This window comes from Nonomuraea monospora, from assembly GCF_039531895.1.
Lineage (GTDB): Bacteria > Actinomycetota > Actinomycetes > Streptosporangiales > Streptosporangiaceae > Nonomuraea > Nonomuraea monospora.
Map to the genome: position 1 here is coordinate 1 of NZ_BAAAQX010000032.1, position 11728 is coordinate 11728.

Genomic DNA, 11728 nt, shown 5'->3' on the forward strand with positions numbered 1-11728 from the left:
GCCCTTCACCTGACCCACACATCCATCAACGGCGGGGAGATAACTGGCCGCCGTTGGGGACACCCTCATGGCCACCAGCGTGTGAACTATCTGGCCGCCAGCGGGGAGAGCTCAAAGGCCATTGACACTGATCGCCGCCGCCAGCCGGAAACGGGTGGCGTGGTCGTTCTCCTCACGCTCTTGGGCCTCGGCGAAAGTGCCTTCCTTGGCGGTTGTGTTTATGGTCAGGTTCCCTACGTTCTCCACGCGCAGATCCAGACCTCGTGCCTCCAGCAGTTGCTCCAAATGGCTAACCCGGGCGCGCAGGTCATCCGAATCCCCCGCCGAAGGGGGATCGTCGGCTTTGCTGCGAGCTGCGGCTTTCGCGGTTCGTGAAGGGCGAGCGGCAGGACCCTCATGCTCCATCGGAACCCCTTCCAACAGCGCCGCCGGGACGCCTCCTGGAAGTATGAGCGCCAAGCGGGCCTATGAGAAGCGGCGTGATGAGGCATGTGGCGGCTTGGGTCTACGTGAGACGGACATTGTCATCTCCGCGTTAGGCGAGGATATGTCCGACGGGACTCCTGCGTCATTGGCTGATCGGTACGCGGACATAATCCTCCGGCACAACGGCCTCGGCGAGCTTAGGAAGCTGTCCGTAGCCGATATCGCCGGGCTCGCACGCTCTGGGATCACGGGCTCCTGCAGCATGCCGCCAAGCGCCCGCAGGGCAAGGCGATTAGAGACATCTGGCGGTAGCAGATCAAGGCCATGAAGGAGTGGGCCACGAGGCTTTGATAGGGCCCACTCCTTCAGGGACGGGCAGGACCGACGTCACCCGGCGGGAGGCGTCCTTTCCTCCTCTGCTCCCCCTTCGTGGTAGTGGTCGTTCGGGCCACCGTGGTGTTGGTCGGCATACCCCAGCAGGGCGCGCAGCCCGCGTTGAGGGACTACGTACCGGCCGCCGATCCGGATCACCGTGCATGGGAAGGTGCCGGTCTTGGCCAGCCGGTAGGCCGTGGTCCGGCCTATACCGAGCAGCCGAGCGGCTTGCATCAGTCCCAGGGCGAGCGGCCGTTCAGGCATGTCGGCTGTTTCGCGCGGTATTGGTCGTGGCGCGGTCGCGAGGCCGGCCTCGGATGTGCGTGCCAGGTCGGTCATTGACCATCTCCGGGAATAAGCGGTGCCTGCGAGTACTGGCCGGATCGGCGGCGGGCGTGCATCGGCCAGACGTCCGCTTGTCCGGTGGCGCTGGCCGACGGAAGACGGCGAAACACCAGAAGATCCTCATGAGCTATGGCGTGAATCGGCGTGCCTCGTGCCCACGCCTTGCGCGCCTCGTGCAGCTGGAAGAACGACGCCCGGTTCAGCAGGCGGCCGTCGCCGAGCCCGCACAGCAGGCAGACGATCCGGTCGGCGAATACGAGGCCGGCCTTCTCGGCCAGCTGGTGAACGTGGCCGGGCAGGTCGACCAGCTCGCCACGCACTCGGTATGGACGCACCGTGATCGCCGCGACTCCGCCCGGCCGTAGCAGCTCTGCGCAGCCGTCCAGGATGCGCCCGAATCCCTCCAACAGGTGCGGGAGCTGCTGGTGGGCAAGATTTTCGCGGTCGGCCGAGTAGCGCTGGTTCCACTTGCGTACGCCCGGTTCGCCGGTGTCGCGAGTGGAGCGGATGTGCCCGTGCGTGGCCGCCCCGTACGGGGGCGAGGTGAGCACCAGCGCTGCCCGTCCGAGCAGGTCGGGCAGCAGCCGGGCGATGTGCCGGGAGTCCCCGGCCATCACGCGCCCGAAGCCGGTAGCTCCCTGCTGGCGGGCGTGGCCGAGGTTGGCGACCGCCAGGCGCGCCCACTTCTCCTCGTACTCCACGCCCGCGGCGTGCCTGCCGAGATGGGCTGCCTCGACGAGGGTGGTGCCGATCCCGCACATCGGATCGACCACCAGCTCGCCCGGCTCCGTGTAGGTCTCGATCACTCGGGCAGCGATCGAGGGCAGCATCTTGCCCGGATGCCGCATCGACTCCCGCACGTACCGGCCCTTGCGCTGTACCCGCGACGGCTGCTGTCCCGTCGCCCACACCGACGTCGTCACCTCGGCCATCAACCCTCGCCCTCAGTCCGCTCGACGGACTCCGCGCCGGTCGGTGTGCTGAGGTCTCCGCCTGAGGGCAAGGCCGTGTCGCCAGGCGGTGTGGACCTCCTGCGCCTAGCGAAGATGAGCACGTCGCTGTGCACGCGCGCACTGACCGGCAACGCGGGGCACTCCGTCCGTTCCCCGGTCACGGCCACGACTCGGCCAGAGAGGTTCGTGTCGACCCACTTCCCGCGCACGGGATGCCGCAGGGCGATGATGTGCTGCAGATACACCAGCCCTGCGTCGCGAGCTTGGGCGATGGTCTCCGGTACCGGATCGGCCATACCGTCTTTCCGGTGCAGGCCGGTGACCACCACCAGATGCCCGCCCGGCTTGACCAGCCCTGCCGCACTGGCAAGGTCGAACACCTCAGCTTCGGCGTCGGGAGGTCCGGTGAAGTCGCGCTGGCAGCTCTGCTCGGCCACGACCAGCCCCGCACTGCCTACGAGATCGGCCAGCAGCGAGGAGTCCTCGTCAGGATCGGTGATGCGCAGTTCGGTGACCTCCAGGTCGTCGTTGGCGTGGGTGCGGGCCAGGCAGGTCCAGGACACGCCCGCCCGGGCGGCGTCGGTGAAGACGGCGACCGGCAGGCAGCCCACCGTCAGCGCGGCCGAGACGAGCTGGTGATCGCTGGCGCCGAGGTGGACCACGGTCTCGCCCAGCCGCGTGCACGCCGCGACCAGGTGGCGGGCCAGCGGGCCGCTGACCGGTTGGCAGCACCCCGCCGGACAGGTAGCGGGTGACTCAGTGTCGGCCGCTGCCGGCCAGACCGACAGCGGCAGATGTCCCCGATTCCTGTCCTGGGCCTGGCGATCGGGCGGGAAGGAAGAGCCGCGGAAGCGGGTTTCCGGCTCGGCGACGGTGGATGAGGCGCAGGGGCTGGTGGATGTGGGTGCGGAAGCGGTTGAGGTAGGCGTCGTGGGTTCGGTCATGTGGGTGTGGCCCAAAGTGCCGGGCCGCCGGTCCCTGTCACTGATCCAAATACCTGCCGCACGACCCGAGTTGGGACAAGCCGTCTAGCAAAGCTTCGGCAAGACCCTCGGCCGCCACCGGGCTGTGACGCTTGGCGGCTCCCGGCTTCTCGTCCACAGCCTGTGGGCAGGCCGCTCACGAGACCGGTGAGGTCGAGCCCAGCTGGCTCGACGCCTTCGGCGCCATCGCCGTCGATCATCATCTGCTCCGAACGGCACGCGAATGATGCCCTCCAGCCTGCGCTCCCTCGTCCTCCACGAAGGGCGTTTTTGCAGGTCACAGCGTTTTCGTACACGTCCCGGACAAGATCCGTCACCGACTTCCGCACGGGCGGCCACCCCCGTTGACCGGTGCGACCTACCCTGTAAGAACACACCGGGAGTGTGAGCGGAGGCGATCTGCATGCCGAGTCAGAAGGATGAACTGGCCGAACGCCGCTTCGCCAAGCTCGTCGACCAGGTCAGCGCCATGATGTCCGCCAGCCTCAAGCCGGAGTACCGCGGCTTCTACGGCCAGCTCATCCTCTCCCAGGAAACGATCGCGGAGCTGGGCGAGCCTGCCGACGTTCGTCGGGCCGCACGTGCGGCGGGGCGCCGCCTCGGCTGGCGGGTCCGAACGCACGCCACCGACGACGGGACGCTCTTCATCATCGATGACCGCGACCCGCCTCCGGAGGTCCGCGAGCTGGCGGGCCGCCGTTCTGCCGAAGCGGTCTCCGTTGTGATCGCCAGCGGCCGGGCCGAGGCCCGCATGCGCCGCACCAGCGCATCAGGCACACTGCCCAGCGGTCCGCGTGGCACTGGCGAGGACCTCTGAACGACCGCGCCTGCGGGCCGCAGCCTTGCAGAAGCGGCTCAGAATCACCATGGGGGCAGGCTGCGCCCACCGCTGTGACGCAAGCTTGACCCGAGATTTTCGGCTGTGCCTCGTTACTGCAGGTCAGGCCAGTTTTTGCGACGAACGCCACTGGTCGCGCCGCCGCATCTCCTACCGGACACATCCCGTACTTCTCGACGTTTCCGCAGGTCATTCATGGTTTCGGAGCGTTGTCTCCGAATGGTGTGATCTTTGCCATGTCCGAGGTCTGATCATTTTGTGTCCGGTTCCTGGCCGGGCTCTCTGGCGACATGGCGATGTCCGAACCGACCACGCCTTTCGGAGCGTCGCCATGTCTCACTCTTCGGTCCAGCTCTCCGCGGCCGCCACCACGAACCCGATCACCACCAGCTCATCCGCCGACGGCACCGCCCCGGACAGCACGTCCGCGACCCGCCTGACTTCCGCCGGGACGTTGTCCAACGCGAACCTCGACGCGGACCCCGACGCGGACAACGTGCCCACCGCCAAGCGGCTCGGCAGCTGCCCGGGATCGGGAGGGTCGCTGCCGCTTGATGTGGCCGAGCGCGCTTTCGACCTGCTCATGCGCGGCCCCGAACCGCTGTCGGTGGACGGCGCGCGGCTCGGGCACGGGCTTCCGGCGCGGCCGATCCCGCTCAGCGAACTGCGCGAGATGCTGCTGCACCCGTCCTGCTCACGCGCCACCCGCGACCACGTGTGGCGGCATCTGATTGATGAGGCACGCAACCGCCGAGGAGCGTGGATGGTCGCCGCCGTCACCCTGGCGATCCCGATGCTGCGCCGCCTCATCTCCACGCTCGCCGGCGCGATCCCGGCCGAGCGGATCGACCGCGAGGACCTGGAAGCCGAGGTCCTCACGGCCTACCTGGAAGCCCTCTACGAGGTGAATCTGGCCTGGTCACACCCACTGCTCCGGCTCTCGCGCCTGACCCGCCTCGCCGTCTTCCGGGCTCACGCCACCAGCCAACCGAGCCTGCTGGCCGACCCCGACCTCACCGATCGAGCCGACGGCGGCCAGCAGAGCCTGGCCTATCCGGCCGGTCACCCCGATCAGCTTCTCGATCAAGCCGTCGCGCAGGGGATCATCTCTGCGGCGGAGGTGCAGCTGATCGTCTGCACCCGGCTGGAGGGCATGCCGCTGAGCGCCTACTGCCGTCGCGATGGCCTGCTCTACTGCACCGCGATCAAGCGCCGCCAGCGCGCCGAAACCGCTGTGTACCAGGCACTCCAGCGCGGCGACCTGTAGCGCTCGCCACCGGCGCCAGCCGGGAGCAGCCAGCAAAGGGTTCGCCAAATCCGCTGGCCCTCATGTCCTAACTCGGCCTTTCACCCAGGTCTTTTAGCAGGTGAGGAGGCAGCGCGGAGGGCTCCGGCCCGCCAGCGGGACCCGTACCTGGTCACCGGTCCCTGTCACCCGGCCCAGCCCACCAAGCCTCACGCACTGAAGGAGGACGCCCACCCGGCCCCGCGCCGGCCAGGCACCTCCGCGCCGCCTCTCACCACCGGCCGTCACCTGACCCGCATTCGCCACTTTCTGGAAGGCAGCACATGACATCCCGTCCGCGCCGCATCCCCGCATCGTCCCAAGCCCGCAGCCTCAAGATCGTGCTCATCGCCTCGGCCATCCTCGGCGGCATCGTTCTGGGCACCTTGCTCGAATACGCCATCGCCCACGCCTCCAGCTCCAGCCCGGCCTCCGTGTCTGGCACGGACCAAGTTCTGGCCGCGCCAGCCTCGCTGAACGCGGTGATCGACAACCTGCGCAACGTCATCGTCGGCCTGCTGGTCGCCCTGGCCACCTTGTTCCTGACCGTCGGCGGGGTGCGCTACATCCTGGCCGGCGGCGACCCGGGCGAGGTCGAGTCGGCCAAGAAGACCCTGCGCTACGCCGCCCTCGGCTACGGCATCGCGGTGCTCGCGCCACTGCTGGTCACCGTGCTCAAGGGCATCGTCGGGGCCTGACCGTGACCCGCCACCCGCCACCTCGCCCACCCGCGGCGAGCACGCTCCCGGCCGTGATCTGCGGCCTGGCACAGATCCTCGCCGTCGTCGCTCTTGTGCTCGCGGTGACGGGCACCTCGGCTGCTGCCGAACCCGACCCGCCGCTGCCAGGGCCTTCGCCAACGGCGAATCAGCGGCCCGAGCCGCCCGCCGCACCTGCTCCGGCAGCGACCCCAACAGCACCGACGGGGCCGATGCTCACACCTCCGCCGCACCCGCTTCCGAGCACGAGGCCCACCGCGCCAGCCTCGGAGACGGAGCCGCCGCCAGAGCCGGCACCGAAGCCGGAGGGTGGGGCGGAGGAGTGCGGCTGGCTGGACTTCGGCTGCAAGATCAACCAAGCGTTGAACGGCTGGTTCAACACGATCGTCACCGAGGCGATCCAGCCCGCCTTCCAGACCGTCGGCACGCTGCTGCTGTCCGCACCACCGCCGGACATGATCGCCCGGGTGCGGGAGCTGTCCGCGCACGTGCGGATGGTGGCCAACGCGCTACTCGGCCTGTTCGTGCTGGCCGGCGGCGTGATCGTGATGGCCCACGGCAGCGTGCAGAGCTCCACCACCGCCGCCGAGATCGCACCCCGGGCGGTCATCGCCGCGATCGCGGTCAACTTCTCGCTCACCGTCTGCCAGCACGCCATCGAGATGGCCAACGGCCTGGTCGCCGCGCTGCTCGAAGACGGCGTCGACGGGCGGCGGGCCGGCGACCTGATCGCCAACAAGCTCGCCAACCCGGTCGGCCAACTGGCGGCCCCGCAGATGTTCTTCATCTGGATGATCGCCATCGCCGTGGTGATGGGCCTGATCCTGGCCTTCCTCGCGGTCGTACGGATCGCGCTGCTGCTGTTCCTGATGATCGCCGCGCCGCTGGCGCTGCTGTGTCACGCGCTGCCGCAGACCGAGCACATCGCCCGGCTATGGTGGCGCGCCTTCACCGGCCTGCTCATCATGCAGGTACTCCAGGCGCTCGTTTTGATTCTGGCGTTCAAGGTGTACTTCACCGACGCCACCGACGCCTTCACCACCGGCCCCGACCAGCCGGTCCTAGCCGCGGTGAAACCGATCGTGATGCGCGCCATCGACACCCTGGTCCTGATCGGCCTGCTGTTCATCCTGATCAAGATTCCCGGCTGGGTGGCCCGCTCCGTCTGGCAGCCCGCCCAGCCTCAGCTGCTCACCCGCCTGGTCAAGGCACTGATCGTCTACAAGACCCTCGGCCTGGCCAGAACCGCGCTGACCAAGAGCGGCCGAGCCGCCCGCGCCGGCACCCGCACCTCAGCCAGGCGGCATCGGCCGCCCGGCCCCGCAGGCCAGCAAGGACGCCGCCGCCCTCCCCGGCCGCCCGGCCGACCACCCGGAGCACAGCCGACCGGGCAGCCCGCCTCAACGACAGGAACAGCACCGGTGAACACACCCAACGCATCTGGCCAGCGCGGCCCTCAGCAGCTTCAACTGCCGCTCAACCTGCCGCTCACCAAGACCGGCCCGGGTGCCGCGCGGGGACGCCAACTCGCGCTGCCGTTCCCGGTCACCCGCGTGCCCCGCCCACCCGCCTCACCCGCACCGGCACCGCCGTCCGGCCCGTGGATCCGCGCGCGACCGCCCTGGACACAGCCGATGCTGCCCGGCATGCCCACCCGGACGCCCCGGCCCCGGCAACTCCAGCTCCACCTTGACCCGCCGCCGAGCCGCGCGCGCCGAGGAGGCAGGCAATGAACGAGCCGGAGCCGTTTACGGCACGCATTCCCGCCGACATCAACACCCCGGACAAGATCGCCTACGGGCTGACCTTTCGCCAGATCCTCATCGTCACCTTGACCGGCGGCATCGCCGCTGCCGTCTACTACCTGTTCCATCACCTGCTGCCCATCGTCATCCTGGCCGCGATCGTGCTGCCGCTCGTGGCGCTCGGCCTGACCATTGCGCTCAGCCGGCGCGACGGGCTCAGCCTGGACCGCTTCGCCCTGGCCGCCCTGCTCCACACTCGCGCCCGCAAGCACCTGGTATCCGCACCCGAAGGGGTTACCGGACCGCCCCGGTGGTGCCGGCTGCGAGGCAAGCTGCCCGCGCCGCTGCGACTGCCGGTCCGGGCGATCCGCACCGACGGCGCCCTCGAACTCGCCGACGGCGGCGTCGCCGTCCTGGTCGAGACCAGCACCCTGTCCTTCCATCTACGCACCACCGGCGAACAAGCCGCGCTGGTCGGGGCGTTCGGCCGGTGGCTGAACTCGCTCGAAGCGCCCGTGCAGATCCTCGCCCGCGCCCGGCCCGCCGACCTATCCGAGCTGATCGAAACCGTCGAGCAGCAGGCGGACATGCTGCCGCACGCCGCGCTGGCCGACGCCGCTCGCGGGCACGCCGGCTATCTGGCCGAGCTGAACAGCTCACGCGAGCTGCTGACCCGGCAAGTACTTGTCGTACTCCGCGACCACCCCGCCACCAGCCGCGGACGCCGCACAGTACGCCGGGACGCCTGCGCTGCCGTCGTCCTGCGACGCGCCGCCGAGGCCGAGCGCAGCTTGGCCGCGCTCGGGATCGCCACCCGCGTGCTCGACGCCGGCCAAGCCAGCCAGGCGCTGGCTGAGTGCCTCGACCCCGGCGGCCGCCGCCCATACGGCCAGGCCCTGCCGGACGAACTGATCACCTCAACCACCAGGAGTATGCCGTGAAGCTACGCCGCCGCCACCGCGACCACCAGCCCAGCACGCTCACCCACCCCGCGTCGGTACGCGTCGGCGCCCGGACCCTGACCCTGCCCGACGCCGTGTGCGCGTCGTTCGCGGTGACCGGCTACCCACGCGAGGTCGGCGCGGGCTGGCTCGAACCCTTGCTCACCTATCCCGGCCACCTCGACGTCTCCCTGCACATCGAACCCATCCCCCAGCAGGTCGCCGCGATGCGGCTGCGCCGTCAACTGGCCCGCCTGGAATCGGCCAGCCGCGCCGACGCCCAGCACGGCCGCCTCGCCGACTTCGCCGCCGAAGCCGCCGCCGACGACGCCACTGAGCTGGCCGACAGCCTCGCCCGGGGCCACGGCCGCCTGTTCAAGGTCGGCCTCTACCTGACCATCAACGCCGCAACGGAGCCGGAGCTGGCCGCCGAGGTGGAACGGGTCCGAGCGCTGGCCTCGTCCCTGCTGCTGAATGCCCAACCAACCACCTTCCGCGCCCTGCAAGGCTGGACAACCAGCCTGCCGCTCGGCGTCGACAATCTCGGCGCGACGCGCACGTTCGACACCACCGCGCTGGCAGCGGCCTTCCCCTTCACCTCCCCCGACCTCCCCACCACCGCCGGCGAGACCGGCGTGCTGTACGGGTTGAACGCCACCAGCTCCGGCGTCGTGGTGTGGGACCGCTACGCCCAGGACAACCACAACTCCGTCGTCCTGGCGCGTTCCGGCGCGGGCAAGAGCTTCTTCACCAAGCTAGAGGCCCTGCGCCTGCTGTATCAGGGCGTCGAGGTCGCCGTCGTCGACCCCGAAGACGAATACGCCCGCCTGGCCCGCGCGGTCGGCGGCACCTGCCTGCGGCTTGGCGCCTCCGAGGTGCGGTGGAACCCCTTCGACCTGCCCGCCAGCCACAGCCCGCGCGATGACGTGCTGTCCCGGCGGGCGATGTTCCTGCAAACTCTGATCGCCACCATGCTCGGCGGCACGCCGCTCTCCGCGCAGGCGCGAGCAACGCTGGATTCCGCGATCATCGCCACGTACGCGGCAGCCGGGATCACCCGCGACCCGGCCACCTGGACCAGGCCCGCACCGCTCCTCACCGATCTAGTCACCACACTTACCGGAAAGAAGGGTGCCGGGCAGGCGGGGACCGAGCTGGCCGCGCAGCTCGCCCCGTACGTGACCGGCTCCTACCGCGAGCTGTTCGACGGCCCCACCACCACCCACCCAGCCGGGCACCTGACCGTGTTCTCCCTGCGGGACCTGCCCGAGGAAATGAAAGCCGTCGGCACCCTGCTCGCGCTGGACGCGATCTGGCGGCGCGTGGCCAACCCCCGCAATCGCAAGAAACGCCTGGTCGTGGTGGACGAGGCCTGGCTGCTGATGAAGCAGCCCGAGGGCGCCCGCTTCCTGTTCCGGATGGCCAAAGCAGCCCGCAAGCACTGGGCCGGACTCGCCGTCATCACCCAGGACGCCGCCGACCTGCTCAGCTCCGAGCTGGGCCAGGCGATCGTGGCCAACGCCGCCAGCCAGATCCTGCTTCGCCAAGCCCCACAAGCCATCGCCGCGGTCGGCGACGCCTTCGACCTGACCGACGGCGAACGCCAGTTCCTGCTCACCGCCGAACGCGGCGAAGCACTCCTGGTCGCCGGCCCCGCCAACCGAGCCGCCCTGACCATCGTCGCCTCACCGACCGAGACGATCTTGGCCACGACCGACCCGAAGGTCCTCGCCGAACTCGACCAGCACGATCAACCCCACCCGTTCCAACCGCACGACGCGCAACCACCCAGCCCGCCCGACTTCACCGAGATCACCACCACCAGCCAGACCGACAACGAAGAGAGCGAATCTCAATGACCATGTCAAGCAGCGGCGGCTGTGATCTGCTGTGGCGGGGTTGGGGAGAAGACCCGGTTGTCGCGCAGCAGCGCCCACAACACGTCGACCAGTCGGCGTGCCAGCGCGAGCAGGGCCTGAGTATGAAGCTTGTTCTCATCCCGCTTGCGCTGGTAGAAGGCTCGCGACAGGCCATCGGCCCGAATACTGGACAGCGCGGCCATGTAGAACACCTGGCGCAGCGGACGGTTGAACCGCTTGGGCCGGCGGTTGTTGCCGGTGACGCGGCCCGAGTCGCGCGGCACGGGCGCCAGCCCGGCGTAGGAGGCCAGGCGGCCCGCGTGAGTGAACGCCGCCCGCACATCACCGCCCGTGGCCACGACGAACTGGGCGCCGAGCATGGGGCCCATACCGGGCAAGCTCTCGATGATGTGCGCCTGCGGGTGGCTGCGGAACCGGTCGGTGATGAGCTTGTCGGTGTCCTTGATCTCGCGGTCGAGGTCCAGCAGCTGGCGGGCCAGCTTCTTGATCAAGATCGCACTGGTGGCCTGGCCTGGCAGCGTGACGCTCTGCTGGTCGGCAGCACACAGGGCGGCGGTGGTCATGGCATCGATGCCCTTGCGCCAGGCGCCATGCTCGCGCAGAAACGCCGTCAGGCCCTCGGGACCGGCCTGCCGGACCTCCTCGGGCGTGCAGTAGCCCGACACCAGAATCAGCGCCGATCGCGTGGAGAAGTCGAAACTGGCCTCCAGCGCAGGGAAGATGCCAGTGAGCAGGTCACGCAGCCGGTTCACGCCACGCACCCAGTCAGCCATCACATCAGCCCGGTACGAAGTCAACCGGGTCAGCTCGACCACCAGCTCGTCGGTGGCCGACACCTCGGCCAGGTCGCCACGCATCCGAGCGACATCGGCGATGATCCGCGCGTCCTTGGCATCCGTCTTCCCTTCGCCGCGGAACACCCCAGCCATGCCGTGGACCACCCGGCCCGGCACATAGACCACCTGCTGGCCGCTGGACAGCAAGACAGTCAGCAACAGCGCGGCGGCCGGGCTGACCAGGTCCACCGCCCACCGCACCTGAGCGCCGGTAGCGGAAGCCGTCTGCGTGGCGCGCTCGATCAACTGCGCGATCTGCCGCTCGCCGTTGCCGACCTTGACCGACCACACCTTCTTGCCCGCGGCATCGATCGCCGCAGCATGGTGGCTGGTCTTGCCAGCATCGATGCCAATCCACATGCTCGTCGCCGTCACCCGGCCCGCCTTCCTGTTCTCGCAGGT

At 69.4% G+C, this 11728-nt stretch carries 12 protein-coding genes; 6 read left to right on the top strand and 6 right to left on the bottom strand.

Annotation, left to right across the window (positions count from 1 at the left end):
• Positions 1 to 111: 111 nt before the first annotated feature.
• From ABD331_RS43285 to ABD331_RS43300, 4 genes are all read right to left on the bottom strand, one after another.
• Positions 112 to 405, bottom strand: a complete 294-nt coding sequence (locus tag ABD331_RS43285) for a hypothetical protein (protein ID WP_344488567.1) — start codon at positions 403 to 405, stop codon at positions 112 to 114.
• Between the two features lie 408 nt (positions 406 to 813).
• On the bottom strand, positions 814 to 1140 hold the full coding sequence (locus ABD331_RS43290) for a helix-turn-helix domain-containing protein (RefSeq protein WP_344488570.1): 327 nt from the start codon (positions 1138 to 1140) through the stop codon (positions 814 to 816).
• Positions 1137 to 2078, bottom strand: coding sequence for a TRM11 family SAM-dependent methyltransferase (locus tag ABD331_RS43295; RefSeq protein WP_344488572.1), 942 nt, complete (start codon positions 2076 to 2078; stop codon positions 1137 to 1139). The genes ABD331_RS43290 and ABD331_RS43295 overlap by 4 nt, the downstream gene beginning before the upstream one ends.
• Positions 2078 to 2761 (bottom strand): hypothetical protein, encoded by a 684-nt coding sequence (locus tag ABD331_RS43300; protein ID WP_344488574.1) that lies wholly within the window; start codon positions 2759 to 2761, stop codon positions 2078 to 2080. Before ABD331_RS43300 ends, ABD331_RS43295 begins: the two co-directional genes overlap by 1 nt.
• Before the next feature lie 724 nt (positions 2762 to 3485).
• Between ABD331_RS43300 and ABD331_RS43305 the strand changes: the two genes are divergently transcribed.
• A complete protein-coding gene (locus ABD331_RS43305; RefSeq protein ID WP_344488576.1) occupies positions 3486 to 3899 on the top strand; it encodes a hypothetical protein in 414 nt (137 codons plus the stop codon).
• Between the two features lie 357 nt (positions 3900 to 4256).
• Here ABD331_RS43305 and ABD331_RS43310 read toward each other — a convergent pair whose 3' ends face one another.
• Complete coding sequence (locus ABD331_RS43310; protein WP_344488577.1) at positions 4257 to 4382, bottom strand: hypothetical protein; 126 nt, start codon at positions 4380 to 4382, stop codon at positions 4257 to 4259.
• Between ABD331_RS43310 and ABD331_RS43315 the strand changes: the two genes are divergently transcribed.
• The 5 genes from ABD331_RS43315 (at position 4375) to ABD331_RS43335 (ending at position 10469) form a co-directional block, all read left to right on the top strand.
• On the top strand, positions 4375 to 5187 hold the full coding sequence (locus ABD331_RS43315) for a hypothetical protein (RefSeq protein ID WP_344488579.1): 813 nt from the start codon (positions 4375 to 4377) through the stop codon (positions 5185 to 5187). The genes ABD331_RS43310 and ABD331_RS43315 overlap by 8 nt on opposite strands.
• A 302-nt stretch (positions 5188 to 5489) precedes the next feature.
• Complete coding sequence (locus ABD331_RS43320) at positions 5490 to 5903, top strand: pilin (protein ID WP_344488582.1); 414 nt, start codon at positions 5490 to 5492, stop codon at positions 5901 to 5903.
• A gap of 383 nt (positions 5904 to 6286) precedes the next feature.
• The gene (locus tag ABD331_RS43325; protein ID WP_344488585.1) at positions 6287 to 7657 is read left to right on the top strand and encodes a TrbL/VirB6 family protein; all 1371 of its coding nucleotides are present in this window, start codon (positions 6287 to 6289) and stop codon (positions 7655 to 7657) included.
• Positions 7654 to 8610, top strand: coding sequence for a PrgI family protein (locus tag ABD331_RS43330; protein WP_344488588.1), 957 nt, complete (start codon positions 7654 to 7656; stop codon positions 8608 to 8610). The genes ABD331_RS43325 and ABD331_RS43330 overlap by 4 nt, the downstream gene beginning before the upstream one ends.
• A complete protein-coding gene (locus ABD331_RS43335) occupies positions 8607 to 10469 on the top strand; it encodes a VirB4 family type IV secretion system protein (protein ID WP_344488591.1) in 1863 nt (620 codons plus the stop codon). Before ABD331_RS43330 ends, ABD331_RS43335 begins: the two co-directional genes overlap by 4 nt.
• 5 nt (positions 10470 to 10474) lie before the next feature.
• On the opposite strand, the gene ABD331_RS43340 is transcribed toward ABD331_RS43335, so the two are convergent.
• Positions 10475 to 11686: an IS110 family RNA-guided transposase gene (locus ABD331_RS43340; RefSeq protein ID WP_344489005.1), complete on the bottom strand. Its 1212-nt coding sequence runs from the start codon at positions 11684 to 11686 to the stop codon at positions 10475 to 10477.
• Positions 11687 to 11728 lie beyond the last annotated feature (42 nt).

Bases quoted from the DNA above. Each gene is read 5' to 3' on its own strand.
- ABD331_RS43285 (WP_344488567.1), bottom strand. From the start codon at position 405: ATGGAGCATGAGGGTCCTGCCGCTCGCCCTTCACGAACCGCGAAAGCC.
- ABD331_RS43330 (WP_344488588.1), top strand. From the start codon at position 7,654: ATGAACGAGCCGGAGCCGTTTACGGCACGCATTCCCGCCGACATCAAC.
- ABD331_RS43295 (WP_344488572.1), bottom strand. From the start codon at position 2,078: ATGGCCGAGGTGACGACGTCGGTGTGGGCGACGGGACAGCAGCCGTCG.
- ABD331_RS43320 (WP_344488582.1), top strand. From the start codon at position 5,490: ATGACATCCCGTCCGCGCCGCATCCCCGCATCGTCCCAAGCCCGCAGC.
- ABD331_RS43290 (WP_344488570.1), bottom strand. From the start codon at position 1,140: ATGACCGACCTGGCACGCACATCCGAGGCCGGCCTCGCGACCGCGCCA.
- ABD331_RS43340 (WP_344489005.1), bottom strand. From the start codon at position 11,686: ATGTGGATTGGCATCGATGCTGGCAAGACCAGCCACCATGCTGCGGCG.
- ABD331_RS43305 (WP_344488576.1), top strand. From the start codon at position 3,486: ATGCCGAGTCAGAAGGATGAACTGGCCGAACGCCGCTTCGCCAAGCTC.